This is a genomic window from Ruegeria sp. HKCCA5463 (assembly GCF_013034175.1).
In the GTDB taxonomy this organism is placed as follows: domain Bacteria; phylum Pseudomonadota; class Alphaproteobacteria; order Rhodobacterales; family Rhodobacteraceae; genus Ruegeria.
Genome location: NZ_WQFL01000002.1, coordinates 1 through 20799, shown reverse-complemented (window position 1 = coordinate 20799; position 20799 = coordinate 1). Strand labels below are relative to the sequence as shown.

20 protein-coding genes are annotated in these 20799 nt (G+C 57.8%); 10 read left to right on the top strand and 10 right to left on the bottom strand.

Annotated features, from left to right (window positions below):
• Positions 1–72: 72 nt before the first annotated feature.
• The 5 genes from GOW09_RS06160 (at position 73) to GOW09_RS06140 (ending at position 5674) form a co-directional block, all read left to right on the top strand.
• Positions 73–987 carry a Hint domain-containing protein gene (locus GOW09_RS06160; protein WP_171116607.1) on the top strand — a complete coding sequence of 305 codons (915 nt, stop codon included), beginning with the start codon at positions 73–75 and terminating at the stop codon, positions 985–987.
• A 39-nt stretch (positions 988–1026) separates the two neighbouring features.
• Positions 1027–1761, top strand: coding sequence for a monofunctional biosynthetic peptidoglycan transglycosylase (gene mtgA, locus GOW09_RS06155; RefSeq protein WP_171116605.1), 735 nt, complete (start codon positions 1027–1029; stop codon positions 1759–1761).
• A 58-nt stretch (positions 1762–1819) separates the two neighbouring features.
• On the top strand, positions 1820–2485 hold the full coding sequence (locus GOW09_RS06150; protein ID WP_171117253.1) for a glutathione S-transferase family protein: 666 nt from the start codon (positions 1820–1822) through the stop codon (positions 2483–2485).
• Positions 2486–2560: 75 nt separating this feature from the next.
• A complete protein-coding gene (queG, locus tag GOW09_RS06145; RefSeq protein ID WP_171116603.1) occupies positions 2561–3598 on the top strand; it encodes a tRNA epoxyqueuosine(34) reductase QueG in 1038 nt (345 codons plus the stop codon).
• 72 nt (positions 3599–3670) lie between these two features.
• Entirely contained in the window at positions 3671–5674 is a 2004-nt protein-coding gene (locus GOW09_RS06140; RefSeq protein ID WP_171116601.1) for a hydantoinase/oxoprolinase family protein, read from the top strand.
• A gap of 39 nt (positions 5675–5713) precedes the next feature.
• On the opposite strand, the gene msrA is transcribed toward GOW09_RS06140, so the two are convergent.
• Together msrA and msrB are read right to left on the bottom strand one after the other, a co-directional pair.
• Positions 5714–6226 (bottom strand): peptide-methionine (S)-S-oxide reductase MsrA, encoded by a 513-nt coding sequence (msrA, locus tag GOW09_RS06135; protein ID WP_171116598.1) that lies wholly within the window; start codon positions 6224–6226, stop codon positions 5714–5716.
• Positions 6226–6672: a peptide-methionine (R)-S-oxide reductase MsrB gene (msrB, locus tag GOW09_RS06130; protein ID WP_152459671.1), complete on the bottom strand. Its 447-nt coding sequence runs from the start codon at positions 6670–6672 to the stop codon at positions 6226–6228. Before msrB ends, msrA begins: the two co-directional genes overlap by 1 nt.
• Before the next feature lie 145 nt (positions 6673–6817).
• Between msrB and GOW09_RS06125 the strand changes: the two genes are divergently transcribed.
• Positions 6818–7339, top strand: a complete 522-nt coding sequence (locus GOW09_RS06125; protein WP_152459672.1) for a glutathione peroxidase — start codon at positions 6818–6820, stop codon at positions 7337–7339.
• Here the strand turns inward: GOW09_RS06125 and GOW09_RS06120 are convergent.
• Positions 7315–8202 carry a DMT family transporter gene (locus GOW09_RS06120; protein ID WP_171116596.1) on the bottom strand — a complete coding sequence of 296 codons (888 nt, stop codon included), beginning with the start codon at positions 8200–8202 and terminating at the stop codon, positions 7315–7317. The two genes, GOW09_RS06125 and GOW09_RS06120, sit on opposite strands and share 25 nt — an antisense overlap.
• A 182-nt stretch (positions 8203–8384) precedes the next feature.
• Here GOW09_RS06120 and GOW09_RS06115 point away from each other — a divergent pair, with 182 nt between their 5' ends.
• On the top strand, positions 8385–9581 hold the full coding sequence (locus tag GOW09_RS06115) for a BCCT family transporter (protein WP_171117252.1): 1197 nt from the start codon (positions 8385–8387) through the stop codon (positions 9579–9581).
• A gap of 196 nt (positions 9582–9777) precedes the next feature.
• On the opposite strand, the gene GOW09_RS06110 is transcribed toward GOW09_RS06115, so the two are convergent.
• The 5 genes from GOW09_RS06110 to GOW09_RS06090 all read right to left on the bottom strand — a co-directional run bounded on the left by GOW09_RS06110 (position 9778) and on the right by GOW09_RS06090 (position 15252).
• Positions 9778–10137 carry a CHAP domain-containing protein gene (locus tag GOW09_RS06110; RefSeq protein ID WP_371808024.1) on the bottom strand — a complete coding sequence of 120 codons (360 nt, stop codon included), beginning with the start codon at positions 10135–10137 and terminating at the stop codon, positions 9778–9780.
• A gap of 456 nt (positions 10138–10593) precedes the next feature.
• Positions 10594–10881: an HU family DNA-binding protein gene (locus GOW09_RS06105; RefSeq protein ID WP_117871130.1), complete on the bottom strand. Its 288-nt coding sequence runs from the start codon at positions 10879–10881 to the stop codon at positions 10594–10596.
• Positions 10882–11011: 130 nt separating this feature from the next.
• On the bottom strand, positions 11012–12475 hold the full coding sequence (locus GOW09_RS06100; protein ID WP_152459674.1) for an AMP nucleosidase: 1464 nt from the start codon (positions 12473–12475) through the stop codon (positions 11012–11014).
• A complete protein-coding gene (gene ade, locus GOW09_RS06095) occupies positions 12472–14274 on the bottom strand; it encodes an adenine deaminase (protein ID WP_171116594.1) in 1803 nt (600 codons plus the stop codon). Before ade ends, GOW09_RS06100 begins: the two co-directional genes overlap by 4 nt.
• A 108-nt stretch (positions 14275–14382) precedes the next feature.
• A complete protein-coding gene (locus tag GOW09_RS06090) occupies positions 14383–15252 on the bottom strand; it encodes a LysR substrate-binding domain-containing protein (RefSeq protein ID WP_171116592.1) in 870 nt (289 codons plus the stop codon).
• Positions 15253–15364: 112 nt separating this feature from the next.
• Between GOW09_RS06090 and GOW09_RS06085 the strand changes: the two genes are divergently transcribed.
• On the top strand, positions 15365–16120 hold the full coding sequence (locus GOW09_RS06085) for a class II aldolase and adducin N-terminal domain-containing protein (protein ID WP_171116590.1): 756 nt from the start codon (positions 15365–15367) through the stop codon (positions 16118–16120).
• Between the two features lie 23 nt (positions 16121–16143).
• The gene (locus GOW09_RS06080) at positions 16144–17133 is read left to right on the top strand and encodes a sterol desaturase family protein (RefSeq protein WP_171116587.1); all 990 of its coding nucleotides are present in this window, start codon (positions 16144–16146) and stop codon (positions 17131–17133) included.
• 24 nt (positions 17134–17157) lie between these two features.
• Here GOW09_RS06080 and GOW09_RS06075 read toward each other — a convergent pair whose 3' ends face one another.
• Positions 17158–17790 (bottom strand): class I SAM-dependent methyltransferase, encoded by a 633-nt coding sequence (locus tag GOW09_RS06075; protein WP_171117250.1) that lies wholly within the window; start codon positions 17788–17790, stop codon positions 17158–17160.
• 88 nt (positions 17791–17878) lie between these two features.
• On the opposite strand from GOW09_RS06075, the gene GOW09_RS06070 reads away from it, so the two are divergent.
• Positions 17879–18724, top strand: a complete 846-nt coding sequence (locus GOW09_RS06070; protein ID WP_171116586.1) for an SDR family oxidoreductase — start codon at positions 17879–17881, stop codon at positions 18722–18724.
• 5 nt (positions 18725–18729) lie between these two features.
• Here the strand turns inward: GOW09_RS06070 and GOW09_RS06065 are convergent, their stop codons facing one another.
• Positions 18730–20349, bottom strand: a complete 1620-nt coding sequence (locus tag GOW09_RS06065) for a GMC family oxidoreductase (RefSeq protein WP_171116584.1) — start codon at positions 20347–20349, stop codon at positions 18730–18732.
• Positions 20350–20799: the final 450 nt, after the last annotated feature.

The following is a 20799-nucleotide window of genomic DNA, read 5'->3' as shown; positions in this document are numbered from 1 at the left end:
TGCTTTTTTCACCTTGTAGTGATAGCCATTGCCTGTTTCGGTTTCTAATGGTGACAGAGTAGGGGCAACAGGATGCCAACGACATATCGCGATCAGTTCTTCACCTTTGATCCCGCAAGCCCGCCACCAGCGGGAACGGCCGTCGCGGTCAGCAATTTCACCCTGACTGATGCGAATGATGACAATCTTATTGACGCGCCCAGTGGTGACACGGTCAACGGTCAAGACGTTACAAATTCCTGGCCAGGCGATACTGTAACGATCAACGTGTCAGGCGTTGGGAACGTGACCTATACAGGAACCACTTTCTACCTGGCCGATGGGTCTCGGGCTTTCACCCCCACAGACGGCCAGGTGCTTCAGCCCGGAACGCTGGTGTCGACCACTTTCGTCAACACACAAGGCCCCCTGAATGTCGGAAATCTGGGACCGCCGTGTTTTACGGCAGGGACCATGATCGCGACGCCGGAAGGTGAGCGCGCGGTTGAGGGTTTGAAGGCTGGTGATCTGGTCATCACGGTGGATCACGGGCCACAACCCTTGATCTGGGTCGGGTGTACAACCGTCGCAGCCGAAGGCAAATTGGCCCCAATCCGTTTCGATGCCGGGGTGTTTGGTCTGGATCGCCCATTGCTGGTTTCACCGCAGCACCGGATGCTGATCGAAGACTGGCAGGCGTCCTATCTGTTCGGCCATACCGAAGCGCTGGTTCCGGCGCATACTCTGGTCAACGATGACACCGTGAAACGGGTCGAGGGCGGTGAGGTTGAATATTTCCACCTGTTGTTCAAACAGCATGAGATTGTTTTCGCCAACGGAGCAAAAAGTGAAAGCTATTATCCCGGGCATGCGTTGTCGGCCTCGGATCGTGAAACGCAAAGCGAAGTTCTGCACTTGTTTCCCGAGTTGACCGGGCTTGATCCGATGTCGCTGAAAACCGCGCGCCCGATCGTTCATCCGCGCGAGGCGCGCGCTTTCGCGATTTAGGCCGTTTCAAACCGGAACCTTGCGTCGTATAGCTGAGACATGGCGAAGAAAGCAGCCCGCAAATCCGGCGGAAAAAAACGCAAGGCATCCAGAAAGAAGGAACCAGTGGCGCGGCAGATCCGCCGCTGGGTAACGCGAGCGGTCATGGCGGTTTTGGGCCTCGTGGTTGCTCTGGTCCTGATTTATTCGGTGGTGAACCCTCCTGTCACCCACACCATCTGGTCGGAATGGCGCCGGCTGGGAAAGGTTGAACGCGAATGGGTTCCGATCGAAGACATGGCACCGATCATGGCAAGATCAGTTGTTGCAGCCGAGGACGCAAATTTCTGCCTGCATTGGGGCTTTGACGTAGAAGCCATCCGCGACGCGCTTGAGGATGGCGGCAATCGTGGTGCCTCGACCATCACGCAACAGGTGGTGAAGAATGTGTTCCTCTGGCAGGGTCGCAGCTGGGTGCGCAAGGCTTTGGAAACCTCGATCACGCCGGTGGTTGAAATATTCTGGAGCAAAAAGCGTATTCTTGAGGTGTATCTGAATGTCGCCGAAACCGGAAATGGCGTATTCGGGGTCGAAGCTGCGGCGCAACGCTATTTCAACACCAGCGCGGCAAAGCTGACTTCTGTTCAAGCGGCGCGGATTGCCGCAATCCTGCCGTCCCCGCGCAACCGGTCGGTCACGGATCCGACTGCGCGGACCCGCAGACGGGCGGCTTCGATCCTCGATGGGGCGGCCACCATCCGCGCAGATGGTCGCGCGGATTGTTTCGAGGATTGAAACCCGCTATCTGCCAAGGCTAAATCTGTCGGGTATTCACTTGTTCGAATGGAAGTCCATGGCGCGTCTGTTTCACGTTCCCCTCTCTCCGTATTGTCGCAAGGTCCGCCTGTCGCTGGCGGAGAAGAAGATCGAGGTTGAGCTGGTAGAAGAGCGATACTGGGAACAGGATCCTGATTTTCTGCGGCGCAACCCGGCGGGAAAAGTACCCGTGTTGCGTCTGGACGGGCAGATCATGTCGGAAAGCGCTGCGATCTGCGAATACATCGAAGAAACCCGCTCTGAGCCAGCTTTGATGCCGAAAACCCCCGAAGCCAGGTTTGAAGTAAGACGCCTTGTCGGGTGGTTCGACGACAAGTTTCACCACGAGGTGACATCGAAGCTGTTGTATGAGCGAGTGAACAAAAAGGTGACAGGACAGGGGTATCCGGACAGCAAGAACGTTAAACAGGGTGCCAAGGCGATCAAATACCATCTGGATTACATGGCGTGGCTGCTGGATCACCGCCGTTGGTTGGCCGGGGATCAGATGACATTGGCGGATTTCGCGGCCGCGGCGCATCTGTCTTCGCTGGACTACATCTCGGACGTGGACTGGAACCGCAGCCAGGTGGTCAAGGACTGGTATGCCAAGATCAAGTCTCGACCGGCATTTCGGTCAATTCTGGCGGATCAGGTGCCGGGGTTCCGACCGCCGCCCCATTACGCTGATCTGGATTTCTGATAGGGTGCGCAAGGGGGGGCTGTCTGCCCCCCATCGCGCCAAGGGCGCGATTCCCCCCGAGGATATTTTGGCCAGATGAAGAGCGGATCGGATCTTAAGGAAAAGCTGGTGCAACAAACCCAGGCAGAGGGGTTTGTTGCCTGTCGCGTGTGCCGCCCTTGGGATGTTCCACAGGTGCCGAAACGCTTGCGGGCCTATCTGGACGCCGGGTACCACGGGCAAATGGGATGGATGGCCGAGCGTACGCATTGGCGTGGCGATCCTGCCGCGCTTTGGCCTGAGGCGCAATCGGTGGTCATGTTGGCTGAAAGCTATACGCCGGAACATGACCCGACGGAGATCCTGAAACACCCGGATCGTGGTGCAATTTCGGTCTATGCGCAGAACAAGGACTATCATGATCTGGTCAAGAAGCGGCTGAAGCGCTTGGCGCGATGGCTGATTGCCGAAGCCGGAGGTGAGGTAAAGGTATTCGTCGATACCGCTCCGGTTCCCGAGAAGGCGCTGGGATATGCCGCCGGACTGGGGTGGCAGGGCAAGCACACCAATCTTGTAAGCCGCGAATGGGGAAATTGGGCCTTTATAGGGTCTGTTTTCACTACTCTGGACCTACCGGCGGACAATTCAGAGATCGATCATTGCGGGTCGTGCCGCGCCTGTCTGGACAGTTGCCCGACCGATGCGTTTCCGGCCCCGTATCAACTGGATGCACGGCGGTGCATTTCATACCTGACCATTGAGCATAAAGGCCCGGTGGACCATGAGCTGCGCGGAAAGTTGGGCAATCGGATCTATGGCTGCGACGATTGTCTGGCGGCCTGTCCATGGAACAAGTTTGCCGTCGCAGCGAGCGATATGCGCTATGCCGCCCGGGACGATCTGAAAGCGCCCGGTTTGGAAGAACTGGCGGCGCTGGACGATGCCGCTTTTCGTGCAAAGTTTTCCGGCTCGCCGATCAAACGAATCGGCCGGGACCGGTTCGTGCGCAATGTTCTGTATGCCATTGGAAACTCGGGACAGCCGAAACTGAAAACAGTGGCTCAGCGTCTGTTGGAAGACCCGGATGAGACCGTGGCAGAGGCGGCGCGCTGGGCGGTGGAACAACTGTCATAATTGCCGCAAACAGGCTGGACGTGTCGTGCATAACCGCTAAACCCATCCGCAGCGAACAGACAGGAGGACCCGATGACGTTGTCTTTGGGGGTAGATACGGGCGGGACCTATACCGACGCGGTGCTGATCAGGGATGAGAAAGAGGTCATCGCCTCGGCCAAGTCGCTGACCACCCGGGCGGATCTGGCGATTGGTGTGGGCAAGGCGATCTCGTCTGTGCTGGCAGAGGCGCAGGTTACGCCGGATCAGATTTCGATGGCGTCATTGTCGACGACGCTGGCCACGAATGCTCTGGTCGAGGGGCAGGGTGGTCGTGTCGCGTTGATCTATATCGGGTTCAAGGACAGTGATCTTGAAAAACACGGGCTGAAAGAGGCGCTGAAGGGCGATCCGGCCTTGGTGATTGCCGGTGGGCATACCCATTCCGGCGGGCAGGCTGCCGCCTTGGATGTCGCAGCGCTTGAGGCCTTTTTGGATTCGCATAACGGAATTTCCGGCTTTGCGGTTGCTGCTCAGTTCGCCACCCGCAACCCGGCGCACGAGTTGGAAGCGGCGCGCATAATCTCGGAAAGAACCGGGGCGCCGGTGACCTGTTCGCATCACTTGTCCGCCAAGCTCAATGGTCCGAAACGCGCGGTGACGGCTGTGCTGAATGCGCGGCTGATCGGGATGATCGACCGATTGATCGGGCGTGCACAGGATCAACTGCATGCGCTGGGAATTTCGGCGCCGATGATGGTGGTGCGCGGGGATGGCGCCCTGATGAGCGCGGAACAGGCCCGGGAACGGCCGATCGAGACTATTCTGAGCGGGCCTGCGGCTTCTATCGTCGGGGCGCGATGGCTTACCGGAGCGGACAATGCGCTGGTCTCGGACATCGGGGGAACGACCACTGATGTCGCACTTATCCGGGACGGAAAGCCCGCGATCGACCCGGCCGGGGCGCAGGTGGGTGGGTTTCGCACCATGGTCGAGGCCGTGGCGATGCGAACCCACGGTCTGGGCGGCGACAGTCAGGTTCATGTTGCGACCGAAGGGTTGCGGGGCGGTGTTTTCCTGGGCCCGCGTCGCGTGTTGCCCGTTTCGCTGATCGCATCAGAAGCGCCCGACGTTGTGCATTCTGTACTGGATGAACAATTGCGGGCCACGACCGTGGGCGAGCATGATACGCGTTTTGCCCGCCGCGTGCCCGGCATCCATGCTGAAGGAGTCGGCGCGCGGGAAGAAAGCCTGCTGGAGAGGCTGGGAGATCGCGTTCTGCCCCTGAGCTCCTTGCTGCGTTCGCGGATGGAGAACGGGGCGCTGATGCGCCTGGTCGATCGCGGAATCATCCAGGTGTCTGGGGTTACGCCATCTGATGCCAGCCACGTGTTGGGGCGGGTTCGTGCCTGGGATGTCGATGCGGCGCGCAAGGCATTGGAACTGATGGCACGCAAACGGGTCGGGTCAGGGGATATGTTGGCAAACTCTCCCGAAGCGTTGGCCCAGATGATCGTGGATCAATTGACGGAACAGACCAGTTTGACCTTGTTAGAGGCTGCTTTTGACGAAGAGCAGGTTGGTTTTGGTCTGCCTTCGCAAGACTTGGCGCGTCATGTGCTGACACAGCGCGGGTTGGCACAACACCGTGGGTTGCTGTCGCTGAGCGCTGCTTTGAATGTGGATGTGGTTGGCCTTGGGGCGTCGGCCCCCAGCTATTACCCTGCGGTGGGTGAACGGCTGCACTGCCGAATGATCCTGCCGGAACATGCGGGCGTGGCAAATGCGATTGGTGCTGTCGTGGGGCGGCTGACCCTGCGTCGCTCGGGCACCGTCACATCCCCGGCGGAAGGGCGATATCGTGTGCATCTGGAGGATGGCCCGAAGGACTTCGCCGCGTCAGAGGACGCTCTGGCCCTGTTGGAAAAGGTTTTGATGTCCGAAGCAGAGGGCGCAGTACGAGAAGCCGGCGCAGAAGACATTCGCGTGATCGTGGATCGTGACATCAAAACCGCGCGAGTCGAGGCAAAGGACGTTTTTGTCGAGGCCCTGATCACGGTCGAGGCAAGCGGACGTCCACGGGTGGCCGCGGGCTAGCCCCCCTGAAAGCTTCAGAGGGGCCGGGCAGGTGGTGCTTTATTCTGCTGCGCTTGAGCGTTTGGGCAGGACCCAATCCTGACGCGGGAAGTGGCAGGTATAGCCGTTCGGAATCCGCTCCAGATAATCCTGATGCTCTGGTTCGGCTTCCCAGAACTCTCCGACAGGTTCGACCTCGGTCACGACTTTTCCGGGCCACAAGCCGCTGGCATTCACGTCGGCGATGGTGTCCAGGGCCACCTGTTTCTGCGAGTCATCCACGTAGTAGATCGCAGATCGATAGCTCATGCCGATATCGTTGCCCTGACGGTTGACCGTGGTCGGGTCATGGATCTGAAAGAAGAATTCCAGCAGGTCGCGATAGCTGATCCGAGACTGATCGAACCAGATCTCGATCCCTTCCGCGTGGGTGCCGTGATTGCGATAGGTCGCGTTGGGCACGTCACCGCCGGTATAGCCGACACGCGTACGTGACACGCCCGGCAGTTTGCGGATCAGGTCCTGCATCCCCCAGAAGCAGCCCCCGGCCAGTACAGCGCGTTGCTCGTTCATCAGATTTCCTCCACATGAATCAGGTATTCGCCATAACCTTCGGCTTCCATCTCATCCCGATGAATGAACCGAAGCGAGGCAGAGTTGATGCAGTACCGCAAACCGCCATGTTCACGTGGACCGTCCGGGAAGACATGCCCCAGATGGCTGTCGCCGTGTTTCGAACGAACCTCGGTCCGGATCATGCCATGCGTGGTATCGCGGAACTCTTCGACATGTTCGTGCACGATCGGCTTGGTGAAACTGGGCCAGCCGCACCCGGATTCGTATTTGTGGGTCGAGGCAAACAGCGGTTCACCCGATACGATATCCACATAAATACCGGGTTCCTTGTTGTTCAGGTATTTCCCGGTGCCCGGACGTTCTGTACCACTGCGCTGGGTGACGTGAAACTCTTCGGGCGAAAGCGCAGCAATGGCCGTGGGGTCTTTGGTATAGCGAGTCATGGATCCTCCGGCTGAAATAGTGTTTGCGCCATTATCTGGGGGCTGCGGGGTGGAAAGCAAAGCGATATTTCAAACCGCTCTCGCAGTCGTGCAAGTGATCTGAACAACAGAGTCACGCGTATCTGAGTTAAAGGGAGGACAAGACATGATGAGATTGCTGCTTTTGACTGCCCTGATCTTGCTGGGCCGCGCCGTTCAGGCGGCACCGCTGACCGGTGAGTTCGACTCGATCGACGGAGGCACATTGGCCATCGAAGAGTGGCGCGGCCAACCCATCCTGGTGGTCAACACCGCGTCACAATGTGGGTTTACCGGGCAATACAAGGCTCTGCAAAAGGTGCATGAGGCCTATTCCGGCAAGGGGCTGGTCGTTCTTGCGGTTCCGTCGGATTCGTTCAATCAGGAACTTGGGTCCGCGGAAGAGGTGAAACAGTTCTGCGAGATGAACTATGGGCTGACCCTGCCGATGACGGATATCACTCCGGTCAAAGGGGCTGACGCTCACCCGTTCTACAAGGCCGTTGCCGCGCAGACCGGGTTCACGCCCAAGTGGAACTTCAACAAAATCCTGATCGATCCTGAGGGTGAAGTCGCGGCGACTTTCGGGTCAAATGTAAAACCCGATTCCCGCAAACTGCTGTCTCAGGTCGAAGCCCTGCTGCCCTGAGCGGGCTGGCGTGAAAGCTGAACCGCAAGAATGCCAAGGGTTGTAACCGTGACGCCAACCGCATCCATGGCGCCTAGCTTCTCGCCCAGCAGGATCGCCGCGATGGTGACCCCGAACACGGGGTTCAAAAAGTGGAAGGTGGCGGCCCGAACGGCTCCGATTCGGTCCAACAGCAGGAACCAGATCAGTGTCGCCAGCAATCCGGGGAAAAGAGTCGTGTAGGTAAAGGCCAGCGCCAGTGGCAGCGTCGGGTGGATGTAGATGGTTTCAAAGACCGGAGCAGCCGCAAACAGCGCGGCTGAACCAACCAACATCTGCAAGCCAACGACCATCATGAAGTTCCCGCCGGATGTTGCACCGCGAACGGCCAAGGTTGCAAAGGTCAAGGCAAGAGCACCCAAACCGCAAAGCGCGACCCCGAACATATCAACGCCCGCGCTGATCCGGCTGCTCATGATAAGGGCGACTCCGGCGAAACCGGCGAACAGACCCAAAACACCCAGTGGCCGCAGCTTTTCGCCGAAAATCAACCACCCCGCCAGCGCCACCAACAAGGGCATGGTGGATGCGATTATGGCCGCGACCGAAGCCTCGACCGTTTGCATCGCATAGAAATTTAGACCCAAATAAAGGGCATTTTGGCAGATCCCGAACAATATCGTTGCGCGCCATTGGTTTCGGGTCAGGTGCCAGCTTTGCCCCATCGCGCGAGCAATCATGACTCCCAGAACACCGGAGATCAGAAACCTCAAGGCCAGCGAAAACAGAGGGGACGCATCCGCCACGATAATACGCGCCGAGGTAAAGGCAGATGACCAGATCAGGGCAAATGTCAGCCCCATGGCTATGGCGCGCAGATCCATGGAGACCCCCTGTCACTTTGCGCGGACTGTTCCTGATTTTGGGATCGGTCGCAAGCGGTGCGCGTCAAAAAAGACACATGCGTGATGCAAGAAAAGTCTTGCGCATGATTTTATTGATTGACTGGCCAATTAAAGATATCGGCGGCAGGACCTGACATATCAAGGGAGGTTTGTCGGTGCTTCTGGAGTACATTCTATCGTTCGGCGTCCTGCTGGCATTGGGGCTGGTCGCATTCTTCGTCGTGAAATGGTGGAACCTGCGCTGTGTCGGCGTGACACCGGTTCATCTGTTCACGTTCATCGCGATTCTGTTCACATCCGGCCTGGATGTCGGCCTGATCATGTTTCCACTGACCGAATTCGGAGGATACGCCGAGGATCCGGCCTATGCCTTTGCCAACCCGCTGGCGATCGAATTCGGATTCTGGGGTTTTCTGATCTGGGCCTTCTATTTCCTGACGGCCTTCTACTTCTGCGTGATAGAACCCCGCGTGAAGTTCTTTGAGATCCCGCTGGTCAAGCTGATCAACAACGTGGTGATCATTGGCACATGCGCCTTCACCGCCAGCCTGTTTCTGATCTACCTGCCCGGCTATCTGCCCGAGGTCGGAGATGGTGAATCCGTCGTTACCACCTTCTACATCATCGTGTTTGTCGTCATTCTGGCGGCGGCCTATTCCTCGACCGATCTGAAATACGTTCGCATCCTGTCCGTCGGTTCGACCTTTCTGTTCCTTGCCCTGATTCTGGGCATGTGGGCAGCCGCAGGTATGGGCGTGACCGGGTTCGTGGAAACCGGCAGCAATATCGGCGCCTATTTCGCCAACCTGCACAAGTTCGTCCTGCCATTGACCGACTATCACGCGTTCTACCTGTTCTGGTGGTTTGCATGGTCGATCATGATCGGACAGTTTACGTCGCGCTTTGTGGGTGGTCTGACCACGTGGCAGTTGCTGGCCGCGCTGTTGATCTTCCCGTCGATCCCGCTGGGGATCTGGTTCACTGTACTTTATTATTACCACCTGAACGGCATCAGTACCGCTGGCATCACCAACATTGCGATGGTGATCGTAGGTGTAACGTTCGTGATCAACTCTCTGGACTCGCTGATCCGTCTGTACACCGACAACCTGAACCTGACCGTCGAGCGGTTCGGAAAGGCGATCTATGTGGCGGGCAACGTCGCACTGCTGTTTGTCCTGACCCTGCTGTTCCAAAGCCAGTGGCTGCAAATCCAGTGGATCGGAGCGGTCGTAGTTGGACTGTATCTGGCTTGTGTCGTCTATATCCTGATCACCAAACGCCAGGAGGTATTGAGCATCGACTCGATGCCAGAAGATCGTGATCTGGACTTCCACAAGGTTGAAACGGTCCACTGACCGGACCAGAGACACGGAACAGAAACGGGCACCTCTGCTGCCCGTTTTTTACCGACAATATCGCAGCTTTGGACAATCTGCGGTCTTTTCAGACGCGCGACATCCCAACCCGGGCGGCGGCTGCCTTTACGGTACGATCAAAAGGAATGTTGCCCGCGTTGCAATCAACCCGCCCGTGAAATGAAGTTGGGCAAGGCTACTCGTCAACCGCCGGATAGATGAACCCGTTTACCGGGTAGGGATTGCCGTAGCGGCCCGGTTGGCTTTCAACCCGAACCAACGTCCAGTCATTGTTTTTTGAGACATCCTTGACGCCCATCTTCAACGACACCTTGTTTCGGTGCCAGTTGGCATGATTCACGATGACTTCTCGGTCGGTGACGATATCGGATACGACAGCCACATGGCCCAGGGGCATTCCGCGGGTCGCCCGAAACGACATAACCGCACCAACAACCGGTTCCTTGCCGCGCTCGAACACTTGCTGCGCCCTTCCCCACCAGTCCTTCGCGTTGCCGCGAATTTCAATACCGCTGAGGTCTCGGGCGTAGGGCACGCACCATACTCTTTGCCCTCTGGCCCGCTTTTTCGAGACCTCTTGCAACGCCATCAACTGACGTTCAGGGTCGAGATTTTCATTGGTGGTGTTTTGCGCGCAGGCAGAGACAAGAGTGATAAGACCCACCGCAATCGCGGAACGGGTGCTGCCGGACAAGCGCGGCCAAGTCTTTTTCTTTCTACAGACGCTGTTTTGCAAAATGCTTCATTGCCGGTTCGAAGATTGACGAAGTTGTAAGGTGATCGGACAAGCCTTGAAAAGAGGCCCGTCAACGCACGGCAAGATTTTGCCAGTTCTCTGACCCTGAAGGCGCATTTTCACTTGGGTGGCGAATATCCGGGCCGAAACATGCTGTGCGAAGCGGGTTCAAACCCGGCAGGCACAACATATTCGAGACGATAGAAAAAGGGCCCCCCGAAGGCGGCCCTTTATCGTTGTCCTGAAAAGCTGAAATCAGCCGTTCACGCTGTCTTTCAGCGCTTTGGCGATGGTCATTTTCACAACCTTGTCGGCCTCTTTGGTGAAGGTTTCACCAGTGGCCGGGTTACGGACCTGACGCTCGGGCCGCTCGCGGCAGTAGATTTTGCCGACGCCGGGCAGGGTCACTGCGCCACCGGCCGAAACTTCGCGGGTAATCAGGCCGGTGATGGCCTCCAGCGCGGAGTTTGCGGATTTCTTGTCGGTTCCCATTTCCTCAGCGAGAGCAGCAACCAGCTGAGTCTTTGTCATAGGCTTTGCCATTTCTTGGTCTCCTTAACGTGCCCGATCTATAGGGCCTCACCGCGTAACTGTAACGGGATATTGTGGCCAAACACAACGAATAGTAGCGCTGAAACCCCTAAAAATATGGGGAAAACGTTGCTTTTTTGCGTCAGAGGAAGGCCGTTTCGTCGAAGGAGCGCAGTTTCCGGCTGTGCAAACGCTCCAACGGCATGCCGCGCAGATGCTCCATCGCCTTGATGCCGATGGCCAGATGTCGGCTGACCTGAGTGGTATAGAACGAAGACGCCATGCCTGGCAGCTTCAATTCTCCGTGCAGGGGTTTGTCCGACACGCACAGCAAAGTGCCGTACGGAACGCGGAACCGATAGCCGTTTGCGGCAATGGTGGCACTTTCCATATCCAGCGCGATTGCCCGGGATTGGCTGAGGCGCTGGACCGGGCCGGACTGATCGCGCAGTTCCCAGTTTCGGTTGTCGACCGAAGCCACGGTGCCGGTCCGCATGATCCGTTTCAGCTCATACCCTTCCAGTTTCGTCACCTCGGCCACGGCGTGTTCCAGCGCCACCTGAACTTCGGCCAGAGGCGGGATCGGCACCCAGACAGGCAGATCGTCATCCAGGACCTTGTCTTCGCGCAGATAGGCGTGGGCCAGAACGAAATCGCCCAATGCCTGCGTATTGCGCAACCCGGCGCAATGGCCAACCATCAGCCACGCGTGCGGGCGCAGAACGGCAATATGGTCGGTGGCGGTTTTTGCATTGGATGGGCCAACACCGATGTTCACCAAAGTAATTCCCGAACCATCTTTGCGCTTCAGGTGATAGGTCGGCATTTGCGGCAGTTTCAGCGGTTGTTCGATAGGTGCCTTGGGGTCCGTTATCTCGGCATTGCCGGTTGAAACAAAGCTGGTATAGCCGCTGGCAGGGTCCGCCAATTGTTCTCGGGCGTAGTTTTCGAATTCCGAGACATAGAACTGGTAGTTCGTAAACAACACGTGATTCTGAAAGTGACCAGCGTCGGTGGCGGTGTAGTGTGCCAATCTGGCAAGCGAATAATCCACGCGCTGGGCGGTGAAAAGGGACAAGGGTCCAACGGCATCTTCATGGTCATGCACGCCATTGACGATGTCATCATTGGTGGTTGTCAGGTCCGGAACATCAAACACATCGCGCAGGGTGAAGTCGGCTGCGCCCTGATGAGGCACGACCAGATCGGGATTGTTTGCCACGGCAAAATGCACCGGAATCGGCGTGTCCGACGCCGCAATTGTTACAGGCTGACCATGGTTCTTGATCAACAGGGCGATCTGTTGGGTCAGGTAGGATCTGAACAGATCTGGGCGCGTCACCGTCGTGGCATGAACGCCAGGTTCAGACACATGACCAAAGCTCAGGCGGCTGTCGACTTGGGCATAGGTCGAGGTTTTGATGCGAATTTCCGGATAATAGGCTCTGAATCGTGCGGCAGGTGCCCCATTTTCCATGGCGTCCGCAAAGCTGTCGCACAGGAAATCGGTGGCCTGCACATACAGCTCTTCCAACCGTGCAACAGCGGCGGCGGGATCGGTAAACTGTTCTGGCGCGGGTGCTTGCGGTGTCAGGAGTGTGGTCATGCCAATGGTTCCAGAAGTTCTATTTTTTCGAATGTGCGTACGTCGACCAACCCGAGATCCGATATTCGAAGTTCGGGAATCACGACCAGCGCCAGCAATGAATGCTGCATGTACGCGTTGTTCAGATGACAGCCGCAGTCCTGCATCGCCTGCACCATCCTGTCGGCCTTGGCCGCAACTTCGGCGGCGGGGCTGTCGGACATCAGGCCTGCGATGGGCAGCTCGACCAGTGCCAGTTCCTGCCCGTCTCGGAACAAGGTGATGCCACCGCCCACTTCGGCCAGACGGTTGGCGGCCAGCGCCATCTGATCCCGGTCCGTACCCACGACGATCATGTGATGACTGTCATGCGCCACGGTCGAGGCCATGGCCATTTTTCCCTGATAGCCAAAGCCCGAAACAAAAGCGTTGGTGACGCCCCCGGTGGCCTGGTGCCGCTCGACCAGCGCGATCTGGCACACTTCGCCTTCGCCCTCGACGAGCCCGCCAATGATCGGCAATTCGGCCTTCAATGCCTTGGTCGGGGCCTGGTTTTCCACCACGCCGATGACGTTGGCCTGAACTTTGTTGGCCCCTTCCGGTGCCTTGATCTCAAAATCGGCCGACGTCAGCGCATGCCCCAGATGAACGGTATTGCGCGATTTTTCGGGCCAGTTCAGATGTGGACAATCCACTTTGATTGCCCCGTTTTCCGCAACAACCTGCCCGCGGGCTATCACGATCTCAACCGGCAGTTCGGTCAGATCCGAGCTGAGGATGATATCCGCCCGCCGCCCCGGAGTGACGGAACCGATCTCGCGTTCCAGCCCGAAATGCGTCGCCGTGTTGATCGTCGCCATTTGCAGCGCGACCAGGGGGTCGCATCCGCAAGCAATGGCATGGCGCACGACGCGGTTCATATGCCCGTCATTCACCAATGTGCCGGAATGACAGTCATCTGTACAAAGAATGAAGTTGCGCGGATCCAGCCCTTTTTCTGTCACGGCCGTAATCTGGCTTTCCACATCATACCAGGCCGATCCCAGACGCATCATCGAGCGCATCCCCTGCCGAACCCGTGCAATGGCGTCGGCCTCGCATGTGCCTTCGTGATCATCCGCCGGGCCACCCGCCACGTAAGCCGCAAAATCAGGTCCTAAATCAGGCGAAGCATAGTGCCCTCCGACCGTTTTTCCGGCCCGTTGAGTGGCGGCTATCTCGGCCAGCATCTTGGGATCACCATGGATCACGCCCGGGAAATTCATCATCTCGCCCAGTCCGATGATACCCGGCCAGTTCATCGCCTCGGCCACGTCTTCGGGCGTGATCTCATAGCCCGTCGTTTCCAACCCCGGTGCGGATGGCGCGCAGGATGGCATCTGGGTGAAAATATTGACCGGTTGCATCATGGCTTCGTCATGCATCATGCGCACGCCGTCCAGACCCAGCACATTGGCGATCTCATGCGGATCGGTGAACATGCTGGTGGTTCCATGCGGGATGACGGCACGGGCAAATTCGGCTGGGGTGAGCATTCCGGATTCGATATGCATATGCGCATCACACAAGCCGGGCAGGATGTAGCGCCCTTGTGCTTCGATGATTTCCGTATCCAGACCCACGCAATGCGAGGCATCCGGTCCGACGAATGCTATGCGCCCGGCAGCAATCGCCACAGAATGACCCGGCAGCAATTCGCGGCTGTGTACGTTCACCCAGGTTCCGCCCTGAATGACCATGTCCGCCGCCTCGCGTCCGGCTGCAACTGCGATCAATTTGGGGGCGACATCGGGCCAGCTTGGGAAAGGTGTGTATTCCATGGCTCAACTTTCACGAATGCGTCAGCGGGCGCAACCCCGGTTCTTCGGTCTTGGGGATTCCTCATACATGTTGGGCACGTCTTTCGGTTCTGGCGCGCGCGTTTCCCATTACACCTCAGACCCGATCTCACGCCGCACCCAGTTGGCAAAGGCCACGGCGCCGGGTGTGTCCTCGGCCTGCGGCGACAGCAGCAGATAGTAGGACTCGGGCATTCGCGCACGGTGCTTGAACGGCGCGACCAGCTGACCGCGCTTGATCAGATGACTGGCGATCGTGTCATGTGCCAGGCAAAGACCACCACCAGCCATGACCGCTGACAGGCAAACCAGATAGGTCGTCGCGTAGGTTATCGGCGGATTTCCCCAATTCAGACCCTGATCTTCCGCCCAACTTGGCCAGTTGGACAGCAGGTTGTAGCAGTCGAAAAGTGGCTGTTCCTGAAGGTTTTCCAAGCATACCGGATAATCTGGTGCGCAGACCGGATAATAGTGTTCGGTACGCAGAATTTCAGTTCGGACCGTGTCGGACGGGCGGAGCGAGAACCGAATCTCGACCGCTGCGCCTTCGGCCATTTCGCGCGGTTCCCAAAGCTCGGTGAAGACGTTCAATTGAACATGTGGATGTTCCGCCCGAAACGCCGGCAGGCGCGGGGCCAGCCAGTTGACGGCAAAGCTGATGTTGCATTGCACTTGAACCGCGTTTGGTTGCGCACCGGTAACCGCCCGGGTTCCGCGCATCAGTGTCCGGAATGCCTCTCGCACAACTGGCAAATAGGTGATTCCGGCCTCGGTCAGTTCCAGAGCTTTGGGGCGGCGCAGAAACAGTGGCTGCCCCAGATGCCCTTCCAGAGATTTAATCTGCTGGCTGACGGCGCTTTGCGTCATGTTCAGGTCTCGTGCCGCGCCGGTAAACGAGAGATGGCGCGCGGCGGCTTCGAAAGTGCGCAACCAGCCCAGCGGAGGAAGCGAGTTCTGCATCTACATAACCTCGGCATAAGTTCAGCTAATGGGATAGTTGCGTTTTTTTCGTTGGTCAAACTGCCGGACCCCATGCAGGTTTAGCCTCGACCAGCCGCGAAAGGAGCCAAGCATGAGCCTCACCAGTCTTCGTCCCAATATCGATCATTGGACCGAGCGCGTGGATATGGCTGCCACCTTCCGCTGGACGGCCCGGTTGAACATGCATGAGGCGGTTGCCAACCATTTCAGCCTGGCGGTGAATGATGACGGCACGCAGTTTCTGATGAACCCCAATCAGGTGCACTTCGCGCGCATTCGTGCCTCGGATCTATTGTTGCTGGATGCCAATGACCCGAATGTGATGGAACAACCTGGCGCGCCGGACCCGACGGCCTGGGGGCTGCACGGCTCAATCCACCGCCACTGCCCGCATGCGCGTTGCGTCATGCATGTGCATTCGATCTTTGCGACTGTTCTGGCGGCTTTGGCCGACAGTTCATTGCCGCCGATCGATCAGAACACGGCGACCTTTTACAACCGCTACGTGGTAGATGAAGAATTCGGAGGTCTGGCCTTTGAAAGCGAGGGTGAGCGCTGCGCAGGGATGCTGTCCGATCCCAGGAAGAAGGTCATGATCATGGGCAATCACGGTGTTCTGGTCATCGGCAGCGACCCTGCGGATACCTTCAACAGGCTGTATTATTTCGAACGCGCGGCCGAAACCTACATTCGTGCCTTGCAGACCGGGCGGCCCCTGCGTGTCTTGTCGGATGAGATTGCCGAAAAAACAGCGCTTGAGCTGGATGACTATCCCGATCAGGCCGAGGCGCACCTGCGTGAGATCAAGGCGATTCTCGACGCAGAGGAATCAGACTACGCAACCTGACTGCACATCCCAAAGAGAGCATCATGACGGATATCGCCCCGGATCCCGAAACCGCCCGCTGGCACTATCACCCCGAAGGTCCCGTGGGTCTGAACCCTTTGTTCAGCTGGCCACCGCGCCCCGCGGCAGTGCTGAAATGGTACAGCGGCGCGTGGTCGCAGATCACGTCCCTGACCTTGTGCATGGTTCTGGCGATAATTGCCTATGCCTTCTTTTTCCCTGCATTAGAGACGATGCAGAGCTTTGCCCCCGGCTGGATGTTCCGGATCTGGCTGTTGAACATGGTGCCGCAAATCCTGGTGGCTGGGGGGCTGCATTGGTGGCTTTACATGCAAAAAGGGCAGGGCATGTATAAAAAGTTCGACCGCCGGGATCTGACACGGAACAACGGAACGTTTACTTTCCGCAATCAGGTTTGGGACAATATCTGGTGGACGCTGGGCAGCGCCATGACGGTTGCCACTGTTTACCAGTGGATCATCTACTGGGCGATGGCCAACGGCTGGGCGCCGACGATCACCTGGGCTGAAGCTCCGGTTTGGTTTGTGGTCTGGATGATGTTCATCCCGATGTGGTCTGGCCTGCACTTTTACTGGGTGCACCGGCTAGAGCATCACCCAAAGATCTACAAACACGTCCACGCCGTGCATCACCGCAATGTCAATATCGGGCCCTGGTCTGGGATTTCGAACCACTGGTATGAAAACCTGCTGTATTTCACCACCTACTTCATCCACCTGATTGTGCCGTCTCATCCGCTGCATCTGCTGTTTCACAGTTCATTCCAGCAGATCAGCCCGGTTCTGTCCCATTCAGGGTTCGAAAAACTGAAAGCTGGCGAAACCGAAGCTGCGCGAGCTGGGGATTTCTTCCACCAGCTTCATCACAGGTATTTCGAGTGCAACTACGGCACGTCCGAAATCCCGTTCGACAAGTGGTTCGGCACCTACCACGATGGCTCGGCTGAGGCGACAACGCGTACGCGCGCGTACAAAAAGCAGATGTACACCTGATGGTTTCGGCGTGATTGCCTTAGTTTAAACCCGCTCAAACAAAGCAATGAACGCCGTGTCGTCTTTGTTGGGGCCAGCAGCAAGATCGCCATAAATGCGAACTTCGGGCAGGGTCAGATTTCGAATTTGACCCTGTTCCAATTGACGCAGTTTTTCTGCGAAACCCAATTTTTCGAAATGACGGGCATTGATCGAAAGAGCGAACTGCGCACCAGGCCGTGCGACACGCAAAAGCGCGGGAAAGACCTCGGGGCCGAGATGGCCGTGGGTGAAGGTCCCGGAAGAGACGATGCCGGAATAGCTTTCACGGGGCACCGGAATGCCTCGGGTCAGGTCCGCTTCGATCACGTCCCGGTAAATGTCCTTGCTCATCGCCTGATCCAGCATCTCTGCGCTAATGTCGGTTGCATCAATGGGTCCGACGCCAAGCGCCGACAGAACCGCGCCGCACAGGCCGGTTCCTGCTCCGACATCCAGAACGGGCCCCTGACCGCCCGCGCCGACAAATGCCCGTGCCGTGTGGGTGTGAAGCTGATAATCTTCGCGCGCGGCGAAACTGTCATCATAATCTCCTGCCCATTCCGCATAGAGCTGTCTGTTCTCGTCCGGAGAACTCAGCGCATAGGCCGAATGCAGGTCAGGTGTTTTTTTGATCATGGCCAACAGAAAGGCGCAATCGAAGATTCGATTCAAGTGCGTCCATGCGGCGCTTGCATCCCGGTACGACGCAGATCATCAAAGGGGCATGACCAAGACGCTCTTTTCATTCGGCCATGGCTATTCTGCCCAGGCCCTGTCCCGAAAACTTGCCCCTAAGGGCTGGAAAATTTTTGGCACGACGCGAGACCTTGAAGGGACGGGTGCAATCCGGGTCTCTGGCGCCGAGCCGCTGATCTGGCCGGGTGATGCACTGAACCTTGATGGGGTGACCCATTTGCTGATCTCGACGGCGCCAGATGAAGCGGGTGATCCTGTGCTGGCGGCGCTGGGCGATGAAATTACCAAGCGGTCCAGTCAGTTCGATTGGGTGGGCTACTTGTCGACAACGGCCGTCTATGGCGACCATCAGGGTGGCTGGGTGGATGAGGACACGCCGCCCACACCGACCGCCAAGCGCGGAAGATGGCGTATGCTGGCCGAGGAGCAATGGTCGGCCATTCCGGGCCTGCCTGTTCACATCTTCCGTCTGGCGGGTATCTATGGGCCGGGGCGCGGTCCGTTTTCCAAGCTCAAGCGTGGTGGATTGCGGCGCATTATCAAACCGGGGCAGGTGTTTTCGCGCATTCATGTGGAAGACATCGCGCAGATCTTGGAGGCCTCGATGATGAAGCCGAATCCGGGAAGCATCTACAATGTATGTGACGACGAACCGGTCCCGCCGCAGGATGTCATAGGATACGCAGCCGAGTTGCAGGGTTTGCCCCTGCCTCCTGCGGTCCGGTTCGACGACGCCGATCTGACGCCGATGGCGCGCAGTTTCTACAACGAAAACAAGCGGGTTCGAAACGACCGGATCAAGGAAGAACTGGGTATTGATCTGATCTATCCCAATTACCGTGTGGGGCTGGAAGCCCTGATGAAAGGCAAGTAGCGTCCTTACATCGCCGCCGCTTTGATCATGTCCGCCGCTTTTTCGGCTATCATGATCGTGGGCGCGTTTGTATTGCCCGACACCAATGTCGGCATCACCGAGGCATCGACGACCCGCAGGCCTTCAAGCCCGCGCACGCGAAGCCGGGGGTCGACGACCGCCATTTCGTCCACGCCCATTTTGCAGGTGCCCACGGGGTGATAGATCGTGTCGGCGCGGGCGCGGATGTGCTTCTCCCAATCCTGATCGGTCTGGGCGGTATCGGTGCCGAACAGTTCTTTGTGCCGGTACTTGGCCAAAGCTGGCGCGTTGAGGATATCCCGAGCCATTAGCGCGCCTTTGATCATGGTTTGCAGATCGCGTTTGTCTGACAGAAACGCCGGATCGATGGCGGGCGCCGCCGTGGGGTCTGCGCTGTTCAGGCCTACGGTCCCCCGACTTTCCGGCCGCAGCTTGCAAACATGGCAACTGTACCCGTACCCGTAATGCAGCTTGCGGGCATGATCATCGACCATAGCGATGGTGAAATGCAGCTGAATGTCGGGACGCTCCAGATCGGGGGTGGTTTTCAGAAACGCTGCGCCTTCGGCAAATGGCGTAGCCGCCATCGAGACACCCGTCTTGTTCCACCGTTGAATATGTCGCAACAACCGCGCTGCCCCTGTCGGGCCGATACCAAAATTGTCGGTGTCTTTGGTTTTGAAGATCAGCGCGAAATCCAGATGATCCTGCAAGTTCCGTCCCACGCCAGGCAGTTCGTGGTGAATCGCGATTCCGTGCGGTTCAAGGTCGCTTTTTGCGCCAACACCTGAAACCTGAAGCAGCTGCGGCGTTTTCAAGGCCCCTGCGCACAGCAGGACTTCGCGCTTCGCCTGAACGGTGATGTCTGCGCCCTTGCCTCTCACCCGGTATACAACGCCCGTTGCGCGCTTGCCCTCAAAGCGCAGCCTGCTGGCATGTGCATGCGTGATGACAGTCAGGTTCGGTCGGCCGGAAACTGGGAAAAGATAACCAGCTGCCGCGGAACACCGTTCCCCATTCTTTGTCGGGTCGTGAAACTGGGTAACCTGATACAGACCGACGCCTTCGTTATCACCCCGGTTGAAGTCTTCGGTATGGCGGTGTTGCAGCTGCTGTGCGGCTTGAATGAACGCATGGGTGATTGGACGAGGCTCTTTTTGCCGTGAAACCTGCAACGGCCCGCTGTCACCATGCACGCTGTCTGCGCCAAGCTCATTGTTCTCGGCCCGTTTGAAATACGGCAATACGCTGTCCCAGTCCCAGCCGTCGCAGCCCAGATCGGCCCAGCCATCATAGTCCTGCCGCTGACCTCTTACATACAACATGGCGTTGATCGCGCTCGAGCCGCCCAGTGCCTTGCCGCGCGGTTGATATCCTCTGCGCCCGTTCAGACCAGGCTGCGGGACCGTTTCAAAGGCCCAGTTGTTGATCCTTGGACGCCCGGGAAGTGCGGTCACAACAGCGGCAGGCATTCTAACGAAAAGGCTTTTCCCACTGCCACCTGCTTCAAGCAGGCAGACACGTGTGGATGGATCTTCGCTCAGGCGATTGGCCAGAACAGAACCGGCCGAACCGCCGCCGACGATGATATAGTCGAAATCCATGCTGTCTTGCGCACCTCTTGCGACGATTTCGTTTTCTTGACTGGTCGGGCAGAGTTACCACCTTCCCGGTGAGAGTGCGTTAACGGAGCAAAAAAACAACTGTGACCCAAAGTCAGTTTCTTGCGTGACCCAGCCTTTTCTTGATGGGCGGGTCCGGGCTGCACGAAAGGTGCAGATAGGTTTTGCAGGTCGTTTCTGTCTGCCGAACCGCTCGATTCCCCCGCAAGGGCAAGTTTTGTGGTTCCTTCTTGGGATATCCGCACGTTCCAGGCGGCATGGAGTTCTTGATTTGTTAAGTTAACTTATTGTTTTGGTTAACAAACACAAGAAAACGACGCGAAATGCAAAGTTTTTTGAAAATGGGGGTTGCAGGTCTCAGACCTAATCCGTAAATACCCCTTCACCGGCGCTGCTGAGGCGGTGCTGACGGGTCGGAGAGACGGCCTGACG